Below are 22,962 nucleotides of genomic sequence, written 5' to 3'. Positions count from 1 at the left end.
AGTGAAGAAAATGGCTCATAAGATTCATAATTTTTGGCAAAATGGAATTGAATTTGGTGATAGCTGGTCAAGACTAGAAATGCCGTTTAGTGATTTTACCGGATATGTTGATTTCAAGAATAATGGAGACGGATTAGCTCTAATTACTGGAAGATTAAAACCCATTGGATATAAAGGACAAGGCAATACTGTAACTCTTTGTACATTACCAAAGGAATATACTTACGATTTTAGTAACCGTTCAATTATTTATGCTAATGAAAATACTCCACCTACTAATTTAGATGGTCCACAAATTGGCGGATTAATAAACTTACGTGTATTTGATGCTGGTAATCAAAATTTATTACAAGCTGATGTATCAAACTCTCAATATAATTTAGATGTCATTGCAAGACCAGATTTTGCTTTGTTACTTAATCTAATTATTCCAATTCAAGATAAATAAGGAGGACAAATTATGTCAATGAAATGGGTAGAAACAGATGAAAAGGGAATTATTATTAATTTTTTAAATGATAAAAGAGAGGGTTTTGTACAAGCCGAAGTTATAAGTGATTGGGAAAATGCATTTTGTACTGAAAGTACCAATTTTAAATTAGAAGAAGATGCAGATGGTAACAATATCATTAGACCAATAAGCAATTTAACAATTGCAACATGGAATGAATTTAAATCTGCAAAAGTAATTGCAAATGAAGCAAAACAAAAAAATGAAGAACTACAAACTGCTTTAGATGCTTCTACTAAAAAATTAAGTGAAGCCAATGATAAAATCACTCAATTACAACAAATGATTACCTTTATGAGTAATCAAGGAGGTGTAACTAATGAATAATTTTCAATTTATTAAAAATATGTATGGTTGGGGTTTTATGACCAAGGAGCAATTACATGTAAAGGTTAATAATAAAATCATCACTGAAGATGAATATAAACAAATATTAAATAACGAGGCGACTACTAATGAAAATTAGTTAGTCGTTTTTATTTTGAAATAAATGAGGTGTGTAAAATTGAAATTATAAGAAATTTTTTTCTATGGTTGCTAGATGATAACGGAGTTCACTTAATTAATTGGTATTTTATATTAATGATCATAGACGTAATTATTGGATTCGTTAAATCAGCAGTCAAAGGTCGACTTCATAGTCGTACTTATTTGAAAGGTATAGCAGTTAAAATGCTTGCCATATCCGGAATAGTAGTTGGAAACATGTTAGATGATTTATTTAATAACTATTTGAATATCCATTTAGGAATTGATATATCAACTTCTTATACGATTGGATTACTAGTATATGAAGGATTAAGCATTGTTGAAAATCTGCGAGCAATGAGCGTATTTACAGGAAAATTAGAATATTTTATAAACAAAATTTTAGATATAACTGAAAAAACCGAAAAAGTAAAAGATAAAAAGGAGAACGATAAAAATGGTAAAAGTAAGTAAAGAGTTTGCATTAAGTACAAATCAAGGTAGTGGAGATAAGGCTAGACACAATTATATTATTATTCATGATACTGCCAATGATACTAACAAAAGTAAAGATTCAGCTAAAAATGAAGCTTCATATATGAAACGAAATATTAATGGTCAATATCCAGCATATACACATATGATTGTAAATGATGTTGCAGCTTATGAAGTTGGTGAGCCGGGATATGTAGCTTGGGGAGCAGGAAACGCTAACTACGACAGTCCATTCCAGATTGAGTTAGCTCATGTTGATAGCCAAGTAAGATTTAATAAATCTTATGCTAACTTCATTGAATTAATCAGAAAGTACGCAAAAATATACAATATTCCACTAACATTTGATAAAGGGAAAGCTGGCAATCGTGGAGTTAAATCTCATTATTGGGTATCTAAAAATATTTGGGGAGATCATAGCGACCCATTTAAATATCTTGAAAAATGGGGTATTTCTAAGAAACAATTAGCTCATGATATTAAGTATGGAATTGGTAAGAAAACTGCTAAGAAAGCAACTTACTTAAATACTGGTAACGAATTCAAAGTTAAAGCTAAATACGTAAATGTTTATTCTGATATTTCATTCAAACAATATCATGGCAAGAAGTTTGCTAAAGGTTCAATAATTACTGGTAATATTGTTCATTACGGCTCAATCACTCGAATTAAAACTAACTGCGGTTACATTTCAAGTAACACAAAATTTGTGACTAAAATTAAATAGACAAATTAAAAGAGGCTACCTTAATGGGTAGTCTCTTTTTTATTTTTGTTTATTTTCTGATTTATAATGAAAGTGATTATCACTAATAGTGTTATTCTTACCACCATCTATTTTTATAAAAGTAACATTATCATTATTTTTATTTTTTGATGGAAAAAGTTTTTTTAACCCATTCCAGCATTTTTTTATTGTTTCCCAACAAGCTGTAAAAATATCATTCACTCCTTTTTATAAAAACTTTTTTTCTAAAGCCTGAGTTAAAACTTCAGAAAAATTAACGTTATTGTCTTTTCCAATTTGAATTAAATATTCTGGAATAGAAACATTTTTTCTAACTGTTTTTGATACTTTTTTTCGATAATTATCCATATCAATTGATACAATGCTTTTTATATCATTTTCATTTTCTAACTTAATATCCTTTAATGGAGTAGCTGTTGGATAATTTGTTTCTTCAATTAGCATTGATCCAATTGCATCAACTGCCATTTCTAATGCCTCTTCCATAGAATCACCTTGGGTCCAAATTCCATTGTTAATATCTGGAATCTCAACACTATAACCGATATCTTCTGGATGTAAAATAACTGGATAAATTAATTTGTTTTCCATTTTAAAATGTCCTTTCAATTTTGGGATATAACAAACAAGGGTTATTTTTTTAACCCTGCCTGCTTTAATATGCCTTGCTCAGTTCCTTTTTTTAGTTCCTTACTATGTATTGGAACTGGAATAGTTACATTAGTTTTTGGATTATACATAATTAAATGTGATGTTCCATTTTGACGCTTACTAATAAAACCATTCTTTTTAAGGAGTTTAAGCATTTCACGAGCCGTCATTGGCATGTCATATTCCCCTTTCTTGACTATAACTACATTATACACAACATTGTGTATAATATCAAGTGTATTTAATTAATATGTTAAGCTAATTTAGTAATGATAATTTTTTAGGAGGATATAACATGCCAATTGTTGGAATGTATGACAAAAACGATAAAAATAATATTAATAATTTAAATGTAGAAGATAGCTTTGCTGTTTGGTTTAAGCCAGATGATCTTAAAAAATTAACATCTAGCGATAATATTACTGAAACAGATGCAGAAAGTTATTATGACGCAGGAGTTTTTCCAAAATATTATGAGGATGATGTAAAAGTGTTCGATAACAAAGTATCATTCAATAATACAAAATATGTATTAATTGGAAAGAATCAAGGTAATGCTTGGAAAGATGAATCTTTACTTAGTCACCATGGGGACAATGACAGTAAAGATTCTAGATTAGGGGCAGTTGTTGCTAATACAGAGTTATGGGGTTGTTTAATAACTGAACTAGTAAAAGGTGAAACTAATAGTGAATCAAGTGATGTCAAAATAGAAAAAAACATTTTTTAGATTTAGATAATCATTTAAATAATTTAGGAATTGATAATAATGCTTTGCTTATTTTCTTAGGATATGAACAAAATGTTAAAAAATATATGAAATTTACAAAGAATAATACAGATACTCATAAAAAAATAATAGAAAAGCTATATATATGCCACACTACTCAGGTAGTAATAATGGATCTAGAGAAAATGATTTTGAGATTAATAAACTAAAAAAAAGATTAATTAACGATATTGATAAATATAAAAAAGGGCTTATATAGATTATAACCTTAACTATAATTTCAAACAGTTCAACGAATATCTACTATAGTGGTAATAATAATTTATGGGTAAATAAAAAAGACCGTTTAGAAATTAACAGTCTTTTTTATTTTTATATAATGTATAAATAGGCATTCTTTTTAAAACTTCTTTTTCATTCATTTTAAGAATATTCCAATATTCATCAATATTATTTAAACTAACATCTACTATATAACTCAATGAAACAATAGCACAAAAATTTAATGTAGGATTATTTTTTTGATGTGTCATTTTGTTTAGTTTTAAAACATCTGATAATTGAGGATATCTATTTTCTTTCCTAATTATACTCTGCATTAAATTTATAAATGCTGTATCTTTCAAATCATTATTTCTTATAATTTTATTAATTAAATATATAGCTGAATTTATATATCTTTTATCTTTAATTCTATCAAAGACACTTATTAAATCTAATACAAAAGCATTTATACTTTGTGCTTGTACTTCATCAATTTTATTATTATCATACCATTTAATTATTTTATTCAAATTAAAATTGTAAATATCTTCTAAATTATCATTTTTTTCTTTATAAATATATGGGTTTAAAATTGTAGATGCACTTTTTATAATTGTTTTATCGTTTAACAACAAATCCGATACCGTAGCAAATTTATCATTTTTTTCTTTATAAAAAACTAAATAATAAATTTTATTGTTTATTACTTCTCTAGTTTTCAATATACTATTTGATTCCATATTATTATTTTTTAAATAATTACTATAGTCAAATGCCAAATCAATAATTTTATTTAGCTTTTTTAAATCATTACTATTTATATTATCTGATGAAAAAGGTAATTTTGTATTTATTTCAATATCTTTAACAAATAATAGAAGTTGTTTATCTTTTATCATCTTATTATAAAAATTTTTTATTTTTTTTGATTTATTTATGTTAATTTTTAAATCAATTTTATTATTATTTGAATAAAAGAAACCATTTTTTAATATACTGATTGCAATATCAATATTCATTAATTTTTTTGAAAGATTTGTAGTTTCTTTCAAGGTTATAGTTAAATCGGTATTTTCAGTTTTAGAATTGTCAAATTCTATATATATTAAATTATTTTCTCCTGTTTTTATTTTTAGACTATTATCTTTTTTTATTAGTTCAGAATTATAAATTTTTGAAATTCCAACGAAATTTATATTAGCTTTAATTAAGGAAGACTTTTCAATCCCACCTCTAATTATAAAACTATCTGGAATTAAATTATTATTTTCATTTTTAAAAGTGTAGATTTCCTCTTTTTGATTTCTTTTAATAATATCATCAATACTTTCACCTTTAACTGCAGGGATAGCCATTATACTATTTAATGAATTATTTTTATTTTCTTCACTTTCATCTTTTTTTGTTGAATTATTCTTAGTTTTTTTATTTGTATCTTTTAAATCATAATTTGTATATTTAATATTTAAATTTGCTCTTCTAATCATTTCATATATTTCATTTTGATCATATATGTTATTTTGATTTTTATATAATTCAGAAACTTCTATAGGTGTAGATTTTTGATTTTGTTTATTATAATAATTTAATATAGCACTGATTGATTTTTTAGTTAAAATTCGAAAATAAATTGTTCTTTGAATTACATCTATTACAAATAATAAAGCTCCTCCTAAATTAGATATAGCTTCTAAATCATCTCTTTTTAAATTATTAAAAATTGCTATATTATTTTGTTTATTTTTTAATTTTTTAGTAGATTTAACTTGAACATCTACTCTACATAAAAAATTTTTTTTACTATAAGAATTATCATTTACATTAGATTTATTATATAAATTAATATATCCATCTGTTATTGGTTCTTTATCCATTGAATTAATTTTATATTGAATAAAGGTTGGATTTTCAACATTTGTTAGTACATCACTTAAAATTGTGATTCCTTTTGCTTCTATATCACCATTATCAACCATATTATATCTCCATCATAAATTCATTAGCTTTTTCTTCAAATATATTAATCAGACTACTCATGATATAGGCACTTTTATTTTTAGCTTTATGTTCAGCTGAAATAATAATACTTTGAATTTTGTTAGCTAAAGTATCACTTAATAAATCATTTGTTTCAAATCTTGTCGCAGCATATCCATTGCTAACTTTAGTTGCTTGTTGAGCTACTTTATTTTTTGCTTTATAAATTAAACTAGCATAATTATATAAAGCCGCCCTATCGTTAGAATAAGCAGATAGGGTGGTTACAAGTTGTTCAGATAAACCACCCTTTTGAATTAAAGATTCAGCCAGATTTTCTAATTCAGCTTTTTGATAATTCAAGTTTTTGGTGTCATCTGTATCATTTGTGTTTTTAGTTTGGTTAAGGTTAGTCTGATTAACTTGCACATTTTGCGTGTAGGGAGCTGCAGATTTTTCTTGTACGTTGTTTTTGCTGGATTCAATAACACTTTTATCAGCTTGAAAATTAGGAATGAAAATTTTACTTGCTTTGTTGAATTGACGTTTAACTGTAATCAATCCATCATTAATTAATTTATTCATGATTTTAGATGCAGTTCTTTCACTTATATTAATATTTTCTGCTAATTCAACCAATGTATAAATTACAAAGAAATCTGATTCTTTCTTATCAAAGAAATCACTTCTCTTGATTGATGAATTCATACGATCATGAAGTAATGAGAATGCTACCACCTCATTCGCGTTGTAACCTTGTTCAAATAATTGTGTATATAATTTAGTAAATTGTGTCATATCTCTATCTCCTATTTTTTAGATAGAAAAAAAAGCAAACAAGATTTTAAATCTACTTGTCCGCTCCAATATGTATTGAAAATAAAGCTCTAGCTTGATATAATATACTTATAAGTCAGTTACCGCTGACCTACAAATTTAATAATAAAACTAGAACGTTAAAGGCGAGCAAGTACTGCATTACTTGTTAGCTGATAATTAATTATTGCGAGTAATTAATTATCAACGTTCTTTTTTTGTATCTATATTTAATTTATTTATGAATTTATTATAAACACACTTTTAGTTCATTGTAAATAAATAAATTTTTGTAATGCTTTCAAATCAATCTATTATATAGATACCCAAGTACTCAAGTGTCTAAGTACTATAAATTCTAAGTATTTAAATATTAAAGTACCTAATATATTATTTTTTGAGGTTTAAAGATTTGTTGATATAACAATAAATTGTTATACTATAAAAGTACTTAAGTATTTGGGTACTTAGGTATTTTCAAAATGAAATAAATATTAAAATTAAATAATTAGAATATCTTAAAAGGAAGTTTTTTTATGACTACAAAAATTATCGCTTTTGCTAATCAAAAAGGTGGTGTTGGGAAAACTACAACTGCCTCTGAAGTTGCAGAAAATTTATCTCAACAATTAGATAAAAAAGTTTTACTTGTTGATTTAGATCCTCAAGCAAGTTTGACAAGTATTAAATATGACATGCATGAAATGATTGCAGATAGAAAATTAAATATGACTAATGTCATGCTTGGAGATTGTGGAATTGAAGATGTAATTGTAAATGTAAAAAATAATTTGGACTTAGCTCCAACAACATTACAATTATCAGATGCTGAATTAAATCTTGTTAATACAACTTTAAGAGAATTGGTTTTATCAAAGTCATTAAAAAAAGTTGCTGATAATTATGATTATGTTCTTATTGATTGTCCACCTAGTCGTGGAATTTTAACAGTTAATGCATTAGCTGCAAGTGATTATGTGATAATTCCAGTTCAAGCTGAATATCAAGCTTTATTAGGTATGCAGTTATTGAAGAAAACAATTAAAGATATTCAAGGACAAATCAAACCTGATTTAAAAGTTTTAGGTTATGTAATTACAATGACTTCACATACAAATCATAGTAATGAAACTTCTGAACAAATTAAAAATGATGAATTTGCATCATTAATTGAAGTTCCAAGAATGATTGATGTTGCTGATGCATCTATTGCAAATATGTCTACTTTTGAATATAGAAAAAATAATAAAGCTGGAATCGCGTACATGGAATTAACCAATAAAATAAATGAACTTTAAGGAGAATAAATCATGGCAAATAAAAGACCATCAATTAATGATAAAAAAGTAAATTCAATTGGTTCTGATTTAGATACTCTTTTTGGAAATACTAATAATGGTAATGTAAATGAAGAAACTTCTAACGAAGATAATAATCAAGAACAAAGATTAAGAAAAATTGAAAATATAATGGATTATTATGATAGAGAAAGTTCTACTAAACAATTTTCTATTTATCTACCAGAGGAAATTCAAAAAAAGGTAAAAACCAAAGCCCTTGAAGATGATAAAACTGTAAGTAATGTTGTTGCAGATTTAATTTTCAAAAATTATCTAACTGAAGAAGAAATTCGTAGTGCATATAATAAAGCCTATGACCAAAGGAACGATAAAAAATAGTACTTAAGTACCTAGATACTTAAATTGCTAGGTACCTTTTTTGTGATTTATAATTACTTTAAATATTAGTACTTAAAAAATAAATGCTATAATACTTAGGTACTAAAAGTTCTAGGTATTAAAGTACTTAAATAGTTAAAAGGTGATTTATATGAAATATAAAATAAATGATGTTTTAGAAGAAAGACCAGAAAATGATGATCAACAACAATCAGATAATAGTGTTAAACCGTTAAATGATCAGAAATCAGAATTAAGTGAAAAACTAAAAAAAGAAATACAAGAAATAGAAAAAAATTAAATGATCAGAAATCAGAAATAAGAAAGAAAAGAAAGAAATACAAGAAATAGAAAAAGAAAGAAAAGAAATAGAAATAAGATTAAAGGATAAAAATGCAAAACTAAAAGATGAAAAATTAGAAAGAAAGAAAAGAAAAGAATTAAAGAAAGAAAGAAAAAAAATAGGAAAAGAAATACAAGAAATAGAAAAAAATTAAAGGATAAAAAAACAGAATTAGAAGATAAAAAATTAGAAAGTAAAAACATAATAAAAAATATAAAGAAAGAATTGATATTATGGGTTTATGCTTTTTTCTTAAAATGTTCATATATTAATGATAAAAATAACATTTTGTTGAGATGGTCCAAAGCAATGTTGATGTCAATACCATTATATGTATTAAACTTTATGTTTTTGTGTATTTTTCCTAATCTTTTTAGTAGTAGTTTTAGCGCAAAATATAGTATATCTATTTTAAACTCTATTAATACTATGTCTGGGCAATCAATCTTTTTAGTTATAATATGTTTATTTTTTCCTTCTTATATATTTGTTTTTGATTCACTTATCAGAGAAAGAGAATTTAAGCCTTTTTTCTTAAAGGCTGGTTGGACGACATTAATATTAATTATGGTATTGCAATTTTATTTTAAAGAGATATCAATATTAATAATATTAACAAAATCTTTTGCTATAGATGGAAAGGTAAATATTCCATCTGGTTGGTCATTTATTATTTTATTCTTTTGTATAACTCCTATAAATTCATTAATTATAAAATTTGTCAAAAAATTATCTAGTTTTTTAAAGCACAATAGATCGTTAATTTGGCCATTTTTTGGAGCTTTAGTTACATGTACTATTAGTGCTAGTGCTACAATAATAGCTGCTATTTTAAAATAAGTAATAAAAAGACTTACTGAATTAACAGTAAGTCTTTTATTTTTTCTTCTTTTGAGCTTTAGTATGATCCATAACGTAAACTAAATGTTTATCAGCTTTGTTTTTAATTTCAGATTAATAAATGTATTTATTAATATCTTTATTAATATCTTTATTTATAGCATTAATTAAGTCATCTACATCTTTATTTAATTTATTATTAGTATTGTATTTATGCTTAGAATTTGTTTTTAGTATTTTCTTTTTATTTTTCTCTTTAGATTTATAATATTTTTTAACTGTTGATGGAATTTTGTCTTCATTTATTTGCCATGCAGTATAACTATATTTTTTATTATCTTTTCCCACTTTATTTTTATTTTTAATTTTCATAAATTTAAAATAATTATCTTTATTTGGTGTTTCATTTAAAATATGTTCGATTTCATTATATTTATTTTTATAAATTTTAAAACTTTTTAATTTCACTTTTCCGTCTTTATTAACTAGTGTTAATGTTTTCTTGTAATTTTTCTTATTAATTCTTGTATATAAAGATTTATTATTTTGATTTTTATAATTAATAACATTGTATACGCTGAATATTAAGGAAGATAATATAACTAAGATAGCTAAAGAAGTTAAAAAAGGATTTTTATTAGTTATAATATCACTAGAACTTTTGTAAGAAAGAATATTCTTAGTTTCATTATCTTTTGTGAAGACTTGTACATCATTAATATAAGGTTCTTCTCTTTTAAAAAAGCTAAAAATATTTGATTTAGAAGATTCTTGTTTAGAAGATTCTTGTTTAGAAGATTCTTGTTTAGAAGTTTTACTTGTTTTAGAATCATCTTTTTCAAAAAAATAGTTATCTTTAGATGTTAATACTAAATTCCATTTTTCTTCATTATTTACGTAGTAGTAAGTAGTATCTATTAAATATCCATAATACATAGTAATAATAATAAAAAATAATGAAAAACTATAAGAAAACACGAAAAAAGCAATAGGATGTAGAAGAGTACTATTAAAATGAAAATAACTCATAATAATTTTATCTAAAATAAATTGTATAAACAGTGAAAAAATGAATCCGTATATTATTAATAGTATTATATCTAAAAAAAATCCTATATCCATTAATAATTTAGCTCCAAAAGTTTGTTTGTAATCTATTAAATTTATCCTTCCATTTGATAATTTTTTTGCTTCATATTTATATTTTGTTATAAATATAAATATAGAACCAATTATTGAAGGAATGGTCCAAGACCAATTTTTTTCTATAAATTCTAAAATGTTTGTCATAATATTTTTCCTAATCTGTATATTTATAAATTTTTTGTTTCAATGTAGGATTTTTTATTATTTAAAAAATAAAATTAAAAAATCTACTGAAATTAATCAGTAGAGATTTTTTCTTTTTCTGGATCATATTCTTTATTTATTTTTGGTAAGCCATTTCTATCTAAAACTGGAATTAATTGGTTTGAAAATCCAGTACTTGAGAAACTATATTCAACACCAGTTTCTTTATCTACTATGATTAAAATTTCGGACCAGGTATTTATTTTTTCTTTTCTTATTTGAATAAATCTTTTGTCTTTGCTTTTCTTCATAAAATTCTCCTAAAATATATGATTAATTTAGTTTAGTTTTAGTTTTAGTAGTAAGCTGATTGCTCATAAGAGTGAATGAAGTAGATTCTCCATCTTTGCTTGTTACATACATTAATATTTTCATAGCAACCATTCCAGAGCCTGCTTCAGTTTCTGCTGATGGTTGACCTAGTTTAGATACAATGCTGTCATAGCTAGCACCTTTTTTTATAGATTTAACTTTAGATGAATTTAAAGGTTTAATTTTATCTAGTGATAGATTTGTATAACCTTTTGCATTTGCATGACCATTAGTTAATGTAACAGTTACCGAATTAGCCTTAAAAGAATTTTTTAAGTTATTAAAGGTATATGTTTTATTTTTTTGACCATTTTCTTCTGAAGTTGTTGTAGAATTTGGTTTACCTAATATAGACTTAATTGCTTTTGCAGTTGAACCACTTTTATCCATACCTGAGCCAATTTCAATTTTTTTATATTTAGCTAAAGAAATAATACCAGTATCTTTTTTCTTTGCAGCTTGATTTTTGTTACTAGAATTTTTACTTGAGCTTGAGTTATCTTCACTACCACAAGCAGTTAATGATAATCCAATCAATAATGTTGTAGATAGTAGTAGAATTTTTTTCATATGTATTCTCCTAAAAATATGTATTTTGGCTTAAAACCAACACTTAAAATTATACTATATCTTAATATTTTCTTAAACATAATAAAAAGCCACTATTTAGGTGACTTTTATCAATATCATTTTTGAATTTATAAAGTTTTGTATTTATATGATAGAATCATATTAAAAAATATAGTTAGAAGGTATATTTAAATGAAAATAGTTAATTTAAGTGACAATGAAACTAAATTTATAAAAAGTATTATAGAAAATTATGTTTATGAATATGGACCTGATGTATTAAAAGATGATAATGATCAATATTATGATGTTATTAATGGAAAGACTGTATACGATTCAGTTGATATTGATAATCAAAAATCTATCGATTCGATTTTAGATAAGATAAGCTAGGTAAATAAAATTCGTTATACAAATGTAAAATTCCATCTAGCATTATATCGACTAATGCCTTATTTGAGTATCCTGTACTATAGTGAGATATAGAATTTCTTACTCTAAAAATAATATCAATTCTAGTTTCTTGTTTTTTATCTATGTTAATAGGATCTCTTCTAAATGCATTTTTATAATCACTAGCAGTTGGATTTTTATTTAATTTTTCCAGAGCATCACCGCCGTAATTTCTAATTATTATATCCATAATATGTTCGACAACTCCACCTAATCCAGCTGCAGTCAAATAGTAACATTCATTTTTATATGCAAATAAACATTGGTTCATTTCTTCACTGAATTGTAAATCGTTTACTCCATCTATTATTTTATATATTTCAAATCTATTTATAAAATACTGGCTTGGATTATAATCAAATTTAAAATCACTTTTTTGTTGTAATTTATTATTGCTATTTTCAAATTCTTTTTTTGAAAAGATTTCTATGAATCGTTTTAATGCAAATGTAAAATTAGTTTTATCATAATGAATAGAAAAATAAGAATTTTTAATGGGTTTAATATCTTTAGAAACAAATCCAAATTCTATTAACTGATTTATCTTTTCTTTTTCTTGAAATTCATTAACTCTTTCAAAATCATATATTGATGTTTCTTTTAGCCTATTTAGTAAAACTAAATCATCTTTATAATTTTCTTCTGCAAATATAATTAAGTTATTAAGATGTAAGTTTAAATTATTATTAACTAAGATAATATAAAATTTTAATTTTTTTGTAGAACTCCAAGAAAACATTGTTTTATCGTCAGATCCTATATATTTTATATTTTTAATATAATTTTGCTTCATTTCTGTTAAAATATCATTTTTTTCTTGTTCAGTTATATTTTCAAAATCTGTTATATTTTTTGAATCCATAAAAATTCTCCTTATAAAACTTAGCATAATTGCTAAGCTTTTTATTTTTAATATAATTTATTATTTTCTGGAAATCCCAAACTTGTAACTAATTCATTATAAGTCTTAGGTAAATCACCATATTCTTCTACATAAAAATTTTGAAGTAATTTTTTAGCAAAATTATTAGCTTCATATTCAATTCCCATTTTATTTTTACTGCTATATATGTAGAATGCTTGAATTTCAACGTGTTCTAATGCGTGTCCTAATTCATGAGCACAAACAAAATATCTTTCGTTGGAATCTTTTATTTCATCACTAATTAATATAATAGGGCGACCTAAGAAGTTTATTGTATTTCCTTTAGGTTCTTCTTTAAAAGGACGGAATTGAACATCAATATTTAATTTTTCAGCAATAGTGAATGGATTAAAAGTTTTATATCTATGTCCCAAAAATAAAATTTTCTTTTCTAAGTCATTCATTGTTGTTATCCTTCTTTTTTTCTTTTTCTAATTCTTCCCAAAAGACTTGTTTAAGTATTTGATCAACACGTTCTTTTTGGTCTTGATTTAAATCAACGCCTCTGTAAGACATATCTCCATTTGATTCTAAAAATTTATCTAATTCTAGTTTGTCGTGTGATGTAGCCCATTCAGGTGTTTCATCTTCATTTCTTAAACCCGCTAGTTCGAATATTTCATTTTCATTTACTCTCAAACCTTTTGCCATTTTTGCTAATGTTTTTGCTGTTGGAATTTCCCTTTTTTTATTCTCTACTTGAGACCAGTAAGATGCAGATAAATCAGATTGTAGAGATACTTGTCTTACTGAAAATCCTTGTTTGTTTCTAATTTCCTTTAATTGAGGTCCAAAATTCAAATTTTCATTTTTAAAATTATTTTCCATTGCAAACACTCCTATATCAATATTATTGTAACTTTAAGTTAAACATAAATACACAAATAGTTAAACATTTAAATAAAAAGTGTTTGCAAATAGTTAAACAAGTGTTATACTTAATTAAGTCGAAAGGAGGAATTATTTTGTTATCTAAATTTAAAGCAAATCCTAAAGGTGAAGAAATAAGATTATTAATTGCTAAAAAAGGCTACAGTATAAAAGGCTTTTCAATGAAACTGAATATTTCATATACTTACTTATCAAGAATTATAAATAATAGAGTTTCAATAACTCCTCAAATGGCTAAAAGAATTTCTGATGCATTAAAAGTGAACATGAATGATATTTTTTTGATAGGTGTGTTCACAAATAGTGAAACTGAAGTGCTATATAAACAGTAATTAAAAGGAGTTTATAACAATGGAAATATTAAATAACAGAATTAAAAATTTAGAAGAAAGAATTACTAACACACCACTTGAAGATTTAAGTTTGCTAACTAGTTTATATATTTGTTTAGACAATCATAAGCAACAATTGGCAGATAAGATTTATTTAAAGGAGGTGTAGATAGTGGTATCGAAACAAATTGTTATAAATATAAAAAACGAAGATGAAATAAAAAAATTGCTCGATACTGCTAATCAACAGTATGAACAATTAAAGAGCACTATCAATAAAATTAACAATGTTGAATTTGAATTAGAAACCGATATCAGATAATTTCTTTTCCATAAAAATATCTGTCCCAGTTTCAAGCATTTCTTGATAGTTTTGAAAATCACTATTTTTTGCAACATAATCGTCTAATTCTTTGTTTTCATAAGCAAAATATTCATTTTTTGAAAAGCCACCATTTTCAAAAAAATCATAAACATCAGAAAAATTAGTGTGTTCTTTCATAAACTTTTCAGGAAATATTTCAGAATGATTTAATTCTGTAGTATTTTCAGCAAAATCGCTTAATTCTTGTTGCTTTTTCTTTAAATCTGCAGCTAAATCATCAAATTCATTTTTCATAAGTTCACCAACTTTCATTTTATAAACCTAGTAGATTTTTTGTTACAGTACCTGCTGCAGTAGATAAAGTGCTTAAAGAAACACTACTGGCACTTTTCTTAGCATATGTTTTTATTTTGTTCCATGTACTATTATCACGAACATTGTCTAAAAATTCATGACCAATAGGATTAATGTCTGTGATGTTTGATGTACTAATGTTCACTAATGTTCCTTTTACATCATAATTAAATTTCACTCCACTATCGATATATTTCATTTTTGTTAATTGGTTTAATGAATAAAATATATCTTTTTCGGAATAATCTAATTTAGAAACAACCTCTGATGGATTTATGCTCTCATTTATCTCTAAATTACTTTCAATGTAAAGCATACAATCTCTAACACAATCATGATTTAAGCGCATTTAAATTCACTTCCTTTAATTGGATTTGAATAAATTATAACAAAAAGGAGTTGGTAAATATTAATAGAGAAGAAAAAGAAGAATATGTATTAAGTCAAATGAAAAATCGTGAAGAAAGTGATATCAAACGCTTATCTGATAAAGGATTAGATGGAGTAATAAGAATATTAAATATAAATAAAAAAGGAGTTTAATTATGCAAATATCAACTATGTTCCTAGAAGACGGATTAAGAAAAGATTATAAAGATAGACCTATTGCAGATAATTGTTTCTATTACGCTATCGGATATAAAACAGCTAATGATTTAGTGTTTGCTGAAGATGACGATAGCTTGATCGATTACATGATTGAAGAAAAAGCAACAGAATTAAGTAAACAGGAGCTTCACTTTTTAACTAAAGCTGAATTAGGAAAAATGTTTGATGAAGCATTTGATTATGTAATTGTCCGATATGACGAATATTACGACACTTTGTTGAAACAAGATGAACAAAAGAAACAAGACGATTATAACAATCGCAGAATGAAAAATACTTTAATCAAAAAGGGAATTTGGAAATATGTTTAAAAGCATAAAAAAAGGCCAACAGAAAGCCCATTCCGTTGACCTAGAAAATAACAAATTATTAATAAATTATCTTTATGAGATTAATTATACATTAAAAAATGGAGGCAAACAATAATGACGGAGCAAAAACAAGAAGTAATTTATAGAGTACAAGACGAAGACGTAAAATTAAGTCCCACAATGGTAAAAAAATATTTAGTAAATGGAAACGGTAATGTTACTGATCAAGAGGTTGTTATGTTCATGCAACTATGTAAGTTTCAAAAGTTAAATCCGTTTTTAAATGAAGCATATTTAATCAAATTTGGTAATAGTCCTGCTCAAATAATTACTTCTAAAGAAGCATTTATGAAACGTGCTGATGCTAATCCACACTACAAAGGGAATAAAGCTGGAATTATTGTTCAACGTGGTGATGAACTTAAAAAGCTAAATGGAGCAATTAAATTGCCAACTGATACTTTATTAGGTGGCTGGGCAACGGTTGAAAGAGATGATCGCAACGAAAAAGTTGAAGTTGAAATCTCAATGGAAGAATTTGGCAAGAATCAATCCACGTGGAAATCAATGCCAATGAATATGATAAGAAAGACTGCTTTAGTAAATGCACTGCGCGAAGCATTTCCAGAAAATCTAGGAAGTCTTTATACCGAAGATGACAAAGATTTAAACGATACTAAACGCATGGTAAATGCTGAAGAAAAAATAGAAGAACCAGTAACAATCGACAATTTAATTTCTGATGATGGCGATAAAAAAGAAGAACCTAAAGCAAAAGATTCTAAATCAGATAAGAAAGAATATGGGGTAAAAGATGTCAGTTCAAATGAAGGAATCAGTGAAGAAGAACAACAAGAACTCTTTAAAGGAGTCGGCACTGAACCTAACGAATGATAATTATTACTCAAATGAAGCTAGCTTTAAATTCTTGTCTAAATCAGTCTACTTTGATTTTAAAAAGTGTGAGGCAAAAGCACTTGCTAAGCTAAACGGAGAATTTGAAGAACAACGTAGTCAAATTCCATTGTTAGTTGGTAATTATCTTCATTCTTATTTTGAAAGTGAAGAATCACATGATCAATTCTTAGAAGAACATCAAAAAGAAATTTACAAATATGGAAATAAAGAAAAAGGGATTAAATCAGACTTTAAAGTAGCTGACCGTATGATTAACTCTTTGGCAAATGAAGATTCATTTAATAAAGTCTATCAAGGCGAAAAAGAAGTAATCGTTACTGGAGAAATCGAAGGCATTAATTGGAAAGGCAAAATTGACTGTTTAAATTTGGACCGTGGCATTTTCTTAGATTTGAAAACCGTTGCTGATATTCACGGCAAATATTGGAATGAATCACAACATCAATATGAAACTTTTGCTGTTCATGGTGGATATATCCTACAAATGGCTATTTACCAAGAGTTAATTAAACAAACATTTGGTAAGGTTTGCCAACCATTCATTATTGCAGTATCAAAACAAGATATACCAGATAAAGCCATTTTTTCAATTCCACAATCAATCTTAGACAGTGAATTAGAAAGCTTAGAAATGAATCAAGATCACATCGCCAATGTCATTAATGGCGAAGAAAAACCGAAAAGATGTGAAAAATGCGATTATTGTCGCTCAACAAAAGAGTTGAAAGAGATTACTTCAATTATGGATATTCAAATTTATTAAAGGAGATTTTAAATGATTAATACAGTTGTCGTAACCGGAAGATTAGTCGAAAATGTCGACTTAAGGTACTCACAGAGTGGCGCTGCAGTTGGCAATTTAAGATTAGCAGTCAATCGTCGTTTTACTAATCAAGATGGAAATCGTGAAGCAGACTTCGTCAATTGTGTAATTTGGCGTAAAGCTGCGGAAAACTTGAATCAATTTACTAATAAAGGTAGTTTAATCGGCGTTGAAGGTCGATTACAAACTAGAAATTATGATAATAAACAAGGGCAAAAAGTTTATGTCACAGAAGTAGTAATTGAAAACTTTACTTTATTAGAATCACGCAACAATAACGAAAATAATCAAGCAAACAATAATAATCATACAAGCAATTCATTTGGAAAAAGTAATGATCAAGTAGATATCCAAGATGATGACTTACCATTTTAAATGAACTAAAAGGACAGTAACCTAATTACTCAGATAGGGTGAGAAGCCTGATAGTAAATAAATGGAGGAATTATTATGGCCAGACCTATTAAGTTAGGTTTAGATTATTTTCCTTTAGATGTTGACTTTTCAACTAACGAAAAAACTGAAGCTATAATGGGCGAATTTGGAGCAAAAGGTGTTTTGTTTATGGCTTACCTGCTTTCTGCGGTTTACAAAAATGGATACTTCTTAAAGTGGGATAAGTTAAAACAAATGCAGTTAGCTAATCGGATTGATGGATTAAATCCGGAATTAACTAATCAAATCGTTAACCGCTTGATTGCTTATGGAACTTTTAATGAAGAACTGTTCAATTCGGCTAAGGTATTAACGAGCCAAAGAATCCAAGACACCTTTTTAGATGCAACTAAAAGACGTAAAAGTGAAATACCAACAGAATATTGGTTAGATAATCAATCTAATGTAGTTAATGTAGACAATAACTCTATTAAAAAAGAAAAAAGTGAAGTTAATGTAGACATTAATACACAAAGTAAAGTAAATAAAAGTAAAGTAAATAAAATTAAAGATAATAAACAAGTACAAGAAGATTTTGAAAAGTTATGGCAGTTATATCCAAAAAAGCAGGGTAAGACTATCGCACTCCGTGCTTATACTAAAGCAATCAATGATGGTGTGACTAATAAAGAGATTCAAAACGGTATTCAAAACTATATTAAACATCTAAAAATCAAAAACACTGAAAGTCAGTATATTAAGCAAGGCTCGACTTACTTTAATCAAAGAAGTTGGGAAGATGAACTAGACATGCAGCCTAACGGCAACGTTAGAGAATCAGTTCCTGAGTGGATTAATAACGATAATTACGGATCACCTAAGCAGCCTAAAAAAGAAGTCGATATGAGTAAGTTGGAAGAACAACTAGCAAGGAGACGAGCTAATGCAGATGACTAACCAATCAATTTCATTTACTTATTTTGGCAAAGTTGTACCTCAAGGTCGACCTAGGTTTAACAAGAACGGCTTTGCATATGATCCAGTAAATTCTAGAAATTTTAAAAGCAGCGTTAAATATCAAGCCATGGCTGAATATAAAGGCAAACCATTGTCTGAAAATCCATTAAAAGTTGAATTAGTAATCTATCGTAAAGTGCAGCAATCAGAATCTAAAAAGAGAACGGAATTAAAGCAGATGAACTGTATTTTGCCAACGAAAAAGCCAGATACGGACAATTACTACAAAAGTATCTCTGACGCACTCACAGGAGTATTTTGGCAAGATGATAATCAAATCACTGATATAGCAATTAAGAAACGTTTTGCAGATAGCAAAGGCGAGCGATTTGAGATTTATGTAACTGAAATTGATAAAGAAAGAGATTAAATAAGTTAGGAAGTGATTAATATAGCAACGAAAGAATATTATCGAGGATTAGAATTAATTCATAAAAAACAACGTAAATATAATGTTCCAACAATTAATTTATTACCAGATCATGAATTAAAAGAAATCCGTGAATTAATGAATTATGAAACTAAGGCAGAATTATATACAAAGTCAGCATATCGGTTAGTTGATTTTGAAGGTAACACAATTTTAAAAGCTTCGAGTTATAGAGATTTATCTTTGAAAATGCGAGTACATTTTGAAGATTATAAGTCAGCTGCATTAAATTATTATAAGTTACAATATGCGGTTAATCATTTTGATGGATTAACACTGTATGGTCGGATTTTAAAATATTAAGGAGGTGGATCATATCGATAGAAAGCGTAGAGCAGTTTTAAAAATTATCGAAGAACACAAAAATATTGATATTTTAATTGAGCAAAGAAGATTAGAAATTATGTATCCTTATAAATTTGATAAAGACGAAAATGTGGGTGGAGGTAAGTCTGATTTTGGTAATACCGAGGTTGTTGCTAGACAAGCAATTTCGGTTAGCAATGACCCAGCAATTAAAAAGTTAGAATTTCATAAGAAAACAATTGATAGGTTATTAAACAATATTGATGATTTAACTTTTAAAATCGTAAATGATTTGTTACTAAATAAAAAATCCAAGTCAATTTATGACTTAGAAAGTGAATTACATTTGACTCATACAACGATTTACAAGAAAAGAAATCAATTTATAGACCTAGCTCAAAAGTATTTAAATTTAGGTTGAAAAAAGGTTGAAAATAAAGTGAAAAATCGCTTAAAAATACCCTTAAAAAACGTGTTATTATGCTAATATAGAGATTTTCTGATAAAGGTTAATTTCTTTCAAATTCAAGCGAGAGTAGCTTTCTGATTGGGAAGTTGCTTTTTTATTTTTACAAAAGGAAACAAATTATATATTAATAAAAAATCGATAGTTCGCAAAAGAAAGAACTCTGTATAATAGTAAATGAAATAATTTATAAGGAGTGCTAGTTATTATATCTTTTGTTGCAATAGTTGTATTTATTATCATAATGTATTTTTCTAGTAAAGATTTTAAAAGTACAGTTAATTATTTATATAGGTTTATATGTTGGTTTATTCCAATTAAATTTTGTTTAGAATATCATTTGAAAAATAAAGAAAACGAAGATATTCAGGCTTTGAGAGATTTTTTAAGTAAAGGAAATATAATTAACTCAATTGTAGGATGGGGACTTTTATTAGTTACAGTTATAACGAGTTTCGGTGGAATTTTATTTAGTTCTGTTTCTAATCTTTCTATTCACTTTAAATATAGTGAACAGTCTTTAACTGAATTAGAAAAAAAGTATTCTGAAGAAGTATGGATAATGATTTTTTCTGGCATAATTTTAATAGTATTAGGCATTATTTTGAAGATGTATTTCAATTTTCTTAATCGAAAAAGAGATGCTGTTTTATATAGAGAAATAATTAATAGAAAAAATAAAAATGAGTGGGAAGACTTTTCTTAATATTTTTTTAATAATTTAACTACTAAAATCTACTTGCTAAATCGTTCACAAAGTCGATATTTCACAAAGTCTTAGTGAAATTTTGGTTTGACAAATTGTGAATAGTTGTTCCATTTGTTAAATCAATGTTTGTGGGTTAACTTCGTTTAATGTGTATTATGTCAAGTAGAATAATAAAGTCGTTTGAACTTAGTTATATCAACGAGTTAGACGGCTTTTTATTTTCACAATCACTAAGTGTTAAATAAGTCAAATTTTATTCTTAGTAAATATTTAATAAAGTTTCTCTTTAAGGTAATATATTTTATAATTAATCTATATTTAAAAAAAGGAGCTTTCTTATTTTGGATACAGCAGCAAGTACATTGGAATATTTAGCTAAAAATTATAAATCGATAGGTCTATCAACTCTAATTATTATATTTTTAGTAATTGCAATATTATTCATTTTATATATATTTATTACTATGTTACAAAAGAAAAGTATAAATAATCATGAAATGAAAAATAGCAGGCAAATACAAATAGAATCTTATTTTAGAGAACTAAATGGGGAAAATCAATTCAAGATTTTTGATCAGTGGATGAGAGCTTTTACTCATATGGACGAGAACAAAAATATTGATGTAAAAGAATTAATTCATGATACTTTAATTTATGGTTCTGATAAAACAACTGCATTGTTAGCGCTATATCAAAATTATATTTTCAAAACTTCAAAAGATAAAGATTTAGATAATGAAATTTTATTAGATGGTATTACTCATAAAGAAATAAAACAATCAGTATTTATTGTTAGTATAATATCAAGTTTAAAATTTGATTTAACTGGGTACAAAACTAGCGCATTAACTTTAATGAAATCAAAGTTTAACGATTATAATGAATTTGAAGCTTACTATAAACATTATATAAAAGAAATTGATAAAGAAATAAAAGTACAAATTAAGGAGTAAATATTATGAAATTTATAACACCATCAGATATAATACTTGCGGGAATATTTATTATAGTATTTGGTATAATTTCAATATTAATAATGGTTTATATTAATAAAAAGTTATAAATTTCTAATAAATAAAGAGTAGCTAAAATCTAGCTGCTCTTTTTGTTTGGAGTCTAATTACTATATTAAAAATTATTATAGAGTTAAAATTAACGTGTAATTATAAAATAATAGGAGGTTTTACTATGAGTGAAGATAAAAGTTTTATGGATAAAGCAAAAGATGCAGTAAGTGATTTTACAGATAAAACTAAGGATGCAGCACAAAAGGCAAAAGATTCATTTACTAATTCAGATAAAGCTGATGAAGCTATTGATAATGCTTCAAGTAAGGCTAAAGACGTTAAGGATAAAGCAAAAGATAAGCTAGACAAAGATTAATTTTATAATTTAAATAAAGTATAAAATCATTGACTATAATAATCTTAATATATATATTTAAGTTACGTTAATGTTACAAAAGTTACTGTAACATTACTTATATATTAATGGAGGTATAATATTATGAAAAGTTTAAAAATTAATCGTTTAATGTTAATAGGTTTAAGCACCGCATTATTCGCAGGTGGATTAGGTTTAGTGAATAGTAATGTTAATGCTAGTACAAAAGCTGTAACTCATTCAACAAAAACTTCTTTACCAAGTGCATCATCAAAATATTGGAACAAATATAGTAAAGTTCAAGTAACTAAAAATACTCCAGTTTATAAATATACATTAGCTGATCCAGCATATAAATCTAAATCAGTAAAAATTGGAACAATCAAAAAAGGTACGAAAGTTTATGTTTCAAATAAAATGAGAAAAATGGCTGATGTTTCATTCCCATGGGTTCTAAAAGGTGGCAAATATAAAACTACTAACAAAGTAATTTATAATGTTAACAACAGTAAAAATAACTGGTTTAAATTAGCCAAATAAAAATTAAATAAACGAGAGTAGCCAATCGGTTGCTCTTTTTT

The 22,962-nt window shown here is 25.9% G+C and carries 40 protein-coding genes; 27 read left to right on the top strand and 13 right to left on the bottom strand.

Going from position 1 to position 22,962, the window contains the following annotated elements; translation table 11 throughout:
- The first annotated feature begins 10 nt into the window (after positions 1-10).
- Genes GSH19_RS05210 through GSH19_RS05190 form a run of 5 tightly spaced genes read left to right on the top strand, consistent with a single transcriptional unit; the run spans position 11 to position 2,201 of the window.
- A complete protein-coding gene (locus GSH19_RS05210) occupies positions 11-448 on the top strand; it encodes a hypothetical protein (protein ID WP_237027049.1) in 438 nt (145 codons plus the stop codon).
- Positions 449-460: 12 nt separating this feature from the next.
- Entirely contained in the window at positions 461-838 is a 378-nt protein-coding gene (locus tag GSH19_RS05205) for a hypothetical protein (protein WP_237027048.1), read from the top strand.
- A complete protein-coding gene (locus tag GSH19_RS05200) occupies positions 831-977 on the top strand; it encodes an XkdX family protein (RefSeq protein ID WP_237027047.1) in 147 nt (48 codons plus the stop codon). Before GSH19_RS05205 ends, GSH19_RS05200 begins: the two co-directional genes overlap by 8 nt.
- 29 nt (positions 978-1,006) lie before the next feature.
- Positions 1,007-1,453, top strand: coding sequence for a phage holin family protein (locus GSH19_RS05195; protein ID WP_370636164.1), 447 nt, complete (start codon positions 1,007-1,009; stop codon positions 1,451-1,453).
- The gene (locus GSH19_RS05190; protein ID WP_237027045.1) at positions 1,437-2,201 is read left to right on the top strand and encodes an N-acetylmuramoyl-L-alanine amidase; all 765 of its coding nucleotides are present in this window, start codon (positions 1,437-1,439) and stop codon (positions 2,199-2,201) included. Before GSH19_RS05195 ends, GSH19_RS05190 begins: the two co-directional genes overlap by 17 nt.
- 39 nt (positions 2,202-2,240) lie before the next feature.
- Here the strand turns inward: GSH19_RS05190 and GSH19_RS05185 are convergent, their stop codons facing one another.
- From GSH19_RS05185 to GSH19_RS05175, 3 genes are read right to left on the bottom strand one after another with little or no spacing between them, the layout of a single operon-like run.
- A complete protein-coding gene (locus tag GSH19_RS05185) occupies positions 2,241-2,423 on the bottom strand; it encodes a hypothetical protein (RefSeq protein ID WP_237027044.1) in 183 nt (60 codons plus the stop codon).
- A 6-nt stretch (positions 2,424-2,429) separates the two neighbouring features.
- Positions 2,430-2,813 carry a type II toxin-antitoxin system HicB family antitoxin gene (locus GSH19_RS05180; RefSeq protein ID WP_237027043.1) on the bottom strand — a complete coding sequence of 128 codons (384 nt, stop codon included), beginning with the start codon at positions 2,811-2,813 and terminating at the stop codon, positions 2,430-2,432.
- 41 nt (positions 2,814-2,854) lie between these two features.
- Positions 2,855-3,049, bottom strand: a complete 195-nt coding sequence (locus tag GSH19_RS05175) for a type II toxin-antitoxin system HicA family toxin (protein WP_237027042.1) — start codon at positions 3,047-3,049, stop codon at positions 2,855-2,857.
- Positions 3,050-3,168: 119 nt separating this feature from the next.
- On the opposite strand from GSH19_RS05175, the gene GSH19_RS05170 reads away from it, so the two are divergent.
- A complete protein-coding gene (locus tag GSH19_RS05170) occupies positions 3,169-3,603 on the top strand; it encodes a hypothetical protein (protein WP_237027041.1) in 435 nt (144 codons plus the stop codon).
- Positions 3,604-3,956: 353 nt separating this feature from the next.
- Here GSH19_RS05170 and GSH19_RS05165 read toward each other — a convergent pair whose 3' ends face one another.
- Both GSH19_RS05165 and GSH19_RS05160 read right to left on the bottom strand, forming a co-directional pair.
- Positions 3,957-5,843, bottom strand: coding sequence for a hypothetical protein (locus tag GSH19_RS05165; protein ID WP_237027040.1), 1,887 nt, complete (start codon positions 5,841-5,843; stop codon positions 3,957-3,959).
- A gap of 1 nt (position 5,844) precedes the next feature.
- Positions 5,845-6,642 (bottom strand): winged helix-turn-helix transcriptional regulator, encoded by a 798-nt coding sequence (locus GSH19_RS05160; RefSeq protein ID WP_237027039.1) that lies wholly within the window; start codon positions 6,640-6,642, stop codon positions 5,845-5,847.
- A 554-nt stretch (positions 6,643-7,196) separates the two neighbouring features.
- Here GSH19_RS05160 and GSH19_RS05155 point away from each other — a divergent pair.
- The 4 genes from GSH19_RS05155 (at position 7,197) to GSH19_RS05140 (ending at position 9,522) form a co-directional block, all read left to right on the top strand.
- Positions 7,197-7,958: a ParA family protein gene (locus tag GSH19_RS05155; protein ID WP_237027038.1), complete on the top strand. Its 762-nt coding sequence runs from the start codon at positions 7,197-7,199 to the stop codon at positions 7,956-7,958.
- A gap of 12 nt (positions 7,959-7,970) precedes the next feature.
- Complete coding sequence (locus tag GSH19_RS05150) at positions 7,971-8,339, top strand: hypothetical protein (protein WP_237027037.1); 369 nt, start codon at positions 7,971-7,973, stop codon at positions 8,337-8,339.
- A gap of 151 nt (positions 8,340-8,490) precedes the next feature.
- Positions 8,491-8,640, top strand: coding sequence for a hypothetical protein (locus GSH19_RS05145; RefSeq protein ID WP_237027036.1), 150 nt, complete (start codon positions 8,491-8,493; stop codon positions 8,638-8,640).
- A gap of 471 nt (positions 8,641-9,111) precedes the next feature.
- Positions 9,112-9,522, top strand: a complete 411-nt coding sequence (locus GSH19_RS05140; RefSeq protein ID WP_237027035.1) for a hypothetical protein — start codon at positions 9,112-9,114, stop codon at positions 9,520-9,522.
- Positions 9,523-9,636: 114 nt separating this feature from the next.
- Here GSH19_RS05140 and GSH19_RS05135 read toward each other — a convergent pair whose 3' ends face one another.
- The 3 genes from GSH19_RS05135 to GSH19_RS05125 form a co-directional block, all read right to left on the bottom strand.
- Positions 9,637-10,458 carry a hypothetical protein gene (locus GSH19_RS05135; protein ID WP_237027034.1) on the bottom strand — a complete coding sequence of 274 codons (822 nt, stop codon included), beginning with the start codon at positions 10,456-10,458 and terminating at the stop codon, positions 9,637-9,639.
- 446 nt (positions 10,459-10,904) lie between these two features.
- On the bottom strand, positions 10,905-11,123 hold the full coding sequence (locus tag GSH19_RS05130) for a DUF6440 family protein (RefSeq protein WP_237027033.1): 219 nt from the start codon (positions 11,121-11,123) through the stop codon (positions 10,905-10,907).
- Between the two features lie 22 nt (positions 11,124-11,145).
- On the bottom strand, positions 11,146-11,754 hold the full coding sequence (locus GSH19_RS05125) for a DUF3862 domain-containing protein (RefSeq protein WP_237027032.1): 609 nt from the start codon (positions 11,752-11,754) through the stop codon (positions 11,146-11,148).
- Positions 11,755-11,946: 192 nt separating this feature from the next.
- Between GSH19_RS05125 and GSH19_RS05120 the strand changes: the two genes are divergently transcribed.
- Positions 11,947-12,147, top strand: coding sequence for a hypothetical protein (locus GSH19_RS05120; protein WP_237027031.1), 201 nt, complete (start codon positions 11,947-11,949; stop codon positions 12,145-12,147).
- Here the strand turns inward: GSH19_RS05120 and GSH19_RS05115 are convergent.
- Genes GSH19_RS05115 through GSH19_RS05105 form a run of 3 tightly spaced genes read right to left on the bottom strand, consistent with a single transcriptional unit; the run spans position 12,116 to position 13,960 of the window.
- A complete protein-coding gene (locus tag GSH19_RS05115; RefSeq protein WP_237027030.1) occupies positions 12,116-13,069 on the bottom strand; it encodes a hypothetical protein in 954 nt (317 codons plus the stop codon). The two genes, GSH19_RS05120 and GSH19_RS05115, sit on opposite strands and share 32 nt — an antisense overlap.
- A gap of 47 nt (positions 13,070-13,116) precedes the next feature.
- On the bottom strand, positions 13,117-13,536 hold the full coding sequence (locus GSH19_RS05110) for an ImmA/IrrE family metallo-endopeptidase (RefSeq protein ID WP_237027029.1): 420 nt from the start codon (positions 13,534-13,536) through the stop codon (positions 13,117-13,119).
- Positions 13,529-13,960 (bottom strand): helix-turn-helix domain-containing protein, encoded by a 432-nt coding sequence (locus GSH19_RS05105; protein ID WP_237027028.1) that lies wholly within the window; start codon positions 13,958-13,960, stop codon positions 13,529-13,531. Before GSH19_RS05105 ends, GSH19_RS05110 begins: the two co-directional genes overlap by 8 nt.
- A gap of 137 nt (positions 13,961-14,097) precedes the next feature.
- Here GSH19_RS05105 and GSH19_RS05100 point away from each other — a divergent pair, with 137 nt between their 5' ends.
- Genes GSH19_RS05100 through GSH19_RS05090 form a run of 3 tightly spaced genes read left to right on the top strand, consistent with a single transcriptional unit; the run spans position 14,098 to position 14,677 of the window.
- Positions 14,098-14,355, top strand: coding sequence for a helix-turn-helix domain-containing protein (locus GSH19_RS05100; RefSeq protein ID WP_237027027.1), 258 nt, complete (start codon positions 14,098-14,100; stop codon positions 14,353-14,355).
- A gap of 19 nt (positions 14,356-14,374) precedes the next feature.
- The gene (locus GSH19_RS05095; protein WP_237027026.1) at positions 14,375-14,524 is read left to right on the top strand and encodes a hypothetical protein; all 150 of its coding nucleotides are present in this window, start codon (positions 14,375-14,377) and stop codon (positions 14,522-14,524) included.
- A gap of 3 nt (positions 14,525-14,527) precedes the next feature.
- On the top strand, positions 14,528-14,677 hold the full coding sequence (locus tag GSH19_RS05090) for a hypothetical protein (protein ID WP_237027025.1): 150 nt from the start codon (positions 14,528-14,530) through the stop codon (positions 14,675-14,677).
- On the opposite strand, the gene GSH19_RS05085 is transcribed toward GSH19_RS05090, so the two are convergent.
- Both GSH19_RS05085 and GSH19_RS05080 read right to left on the bottom strand, forming a co-directional pair.
- The gene (locus GSH19_RS05085) at positions 14,657-14,992 is read right to left on the bottom strand and encodes a hypothetical protein (RefSeq protein WP_237027024.1); all 336 of its coding nucleotides are present in this window, start codon (positions 14,990-14,992) and stop codon (positions 14,657-14,659) included. The genes GSH19_RS05090 and GSH19_RS05085 overlap by 21 nt on opposite strands.
- Position 14,993: 1 nt before the next feature.
- Positions 14,994-15,383: a DUF2513 domain-containing protein gene (locus GSH19_RS05080; RefSeq protein ID WP_255700259.1), complete on the bottom strand. Its 390-nt coding sequence runs from the start codon at positions 15,381-15,383 to the stop codon at positions 14,994-14,996.
- Positions 15,384-15,433: 50 nt separating this feature from the next.
- On the opposite strand from GSH19_RS05080, the gene GSH19_RS05075 reads away from it, so the two are divergent.
- The 13 genes from GSH19_RS05075 (at position 15,434) to GSH19_RS05015 (ending at position 22,921) form a co-directional block, all read left to right on the top strand.
- Positions 15,434-15,577, top strand: a complete 144-nt coding sequence (locus tag GSH19_RS05075; RefSeq protein WP_237027022.1) for a hypothetical protein — start codon at positions 15,434-15,436, stop codon at positions 15,575-15,577.
- A 2-nt stretch (positions 15,578-15,579) separates the two neighbouring features.
- Positions 15,580-15,954 (top strand): hypothetical protein, encoded by a 375-nt coding sequence (locus GSH19_RS05070; RefSeq protein ID WP_237027021.1) that lies wholly within the window; start codon positions 15,580-15,582, stop codon positions 15,952-15,954.
- A gap of 114 nt (positions 15,955-16,068) precedes the next feature.
- A complete protein-coding gene (bet, locus tag GSH19_RS05065) occupies positions 16,069-16,848 on the top strand; it encodes a phage recombination protein Bet (RefSeq protein WP_237027020.1) in 780 nt (259 codons plus the stop codon).
- A 34-nt stretch (positions 16,849-16,882) separates the two neighbouring features.
- Entirely contained in the window at positions 16,883-17,635 is a 753-nt protein-coding gene (locus GSH19_RS05060; protein WP_237027019.1) for a PD-(D/E)XK nuclease-like domain-containing protein, read from the top strand.
- Between the two features lie 12 nt (positions 17,636-17,647).
- Positions 17,648-18,070, top strand: a complete 423-nt coding sequence (ssb, locus tag GSH19_RS05055; protein ID WP_237027018.1) for a single-stranded DNA-binding protein — start codon at positions 17,648-17,650, stop codon at positions 18,068-18,070.
- A gap of 75 nt (positions 18,071-18,145) precedes the next feature.
- Positions 18,146-19,027 carry a DUF4373 domain-containing protein gene (locus tag GSH19_RS05050; protein WP_237027017.1) on the top strand — a complete coding sequence of 294 codons (882 nt, stop codon included), beginning with the start codon at positions 18,146-18,148 and terminating at the stop codon, positions 19,025-19,027.
- Positions 19,014-19,457, top strand: a complete 444-nt coding sequence (locus tag GSH19_RS05045; RefSeq protein ID WP_237027016.1) for a RusA family crossover junction endodeoxyribonuclease — start codon at positions 19,014-19,016, stop codon at positions 19,455-19,457. The genes GSH19_RS05050 and GSH19_RS05045 overlap by 14 nt, the downstream gene beginning before the upstream one ends.
- Positions 19,458-19,469: 12 nt before the next feature.
- Positions 19,470-19,820, top strand: a complete 351-nt coding sequence (locus GSH19_RS05040) for a hypothetical protein (protein WP_237027015.1) — start codon at positions 19,470-19,472, stop codon at positions 19,818-19,820.
- A gap of 4 nt (positions 19,821-19,824) precedes the next feature.
- Positions 19,825-20,244, top strand: coding sequence for a hypothetical protein (locus GSH19_RS05035; protein WP_237027014.1), 420 nt, complete (start codon positions 19,825-19,827; stop codon positions 20,242-20,244).
- Between the two features lie 289 nt (positions 20,245-20,533).
- The gene (locus GSH19_RS05030; protein ID WP_237027013.1) at positions 20,534-20,995 is read left to right on the top strand and encodes a hypothetical protein; all 462 of its coding nucleotides are present in this window, start codon (positions 20,534-20,536) and stop codon (positions 20,993-20,995) included.
- Positions 20,996-21,339: 344 nt separating this feature from the next.
- Positions 21,340-21,951: a hypothetical protein gene (locus tag GSH19_RS05025; RefSeq protein WP_237027012.1), complete on the top strand. Its 612-nt coding sequence runs from the start codon at positions 21,340-21,342 to the stop codon at positions 21,949-21,951.
- Between the two features lie 235 nt (positions 21,952-22,186).
- The gene (locus GSH19_RS05020) at positions 22,187-22,381 is read left to right on the top strand and encodes a hypothetical protein (protein ID WP_237027011.1); all 195 of its coding nucleotides are present in this window, start codon (positions 22,187-22,189) and stop codon (positions 22,379-22,381) included.
- A 123-nt stretch (positions 22,382-22,504) separates the two neighbouring features.
- A complete protein-coding gene (locus tag GSH19_RS05015; RefSeq protein WP_237027010.1) occupies positions 22,505-22,921 on the top strand; it encodes a hypothetical protein in 417 nt (138 codons plus the stop codon).
- Positions 22,922-22,962 lie beyond the last annotated feature (41 nt).

Origin of the sequence: Lactobacillus sp. S2-2, assembly GCF_021698855.1 — a bacterium.
In the GTDB taxonomy this organism is placed as follows: Bacteria; Bacillota; Bacilli; order Lactobacillales; family Lactobacillaceae; genus Fructilactobacillus.
Note: the sequence above shows the minus strand (reverse complement) of the source record. Positions and strands in the feature narration are given on the sequence as shown.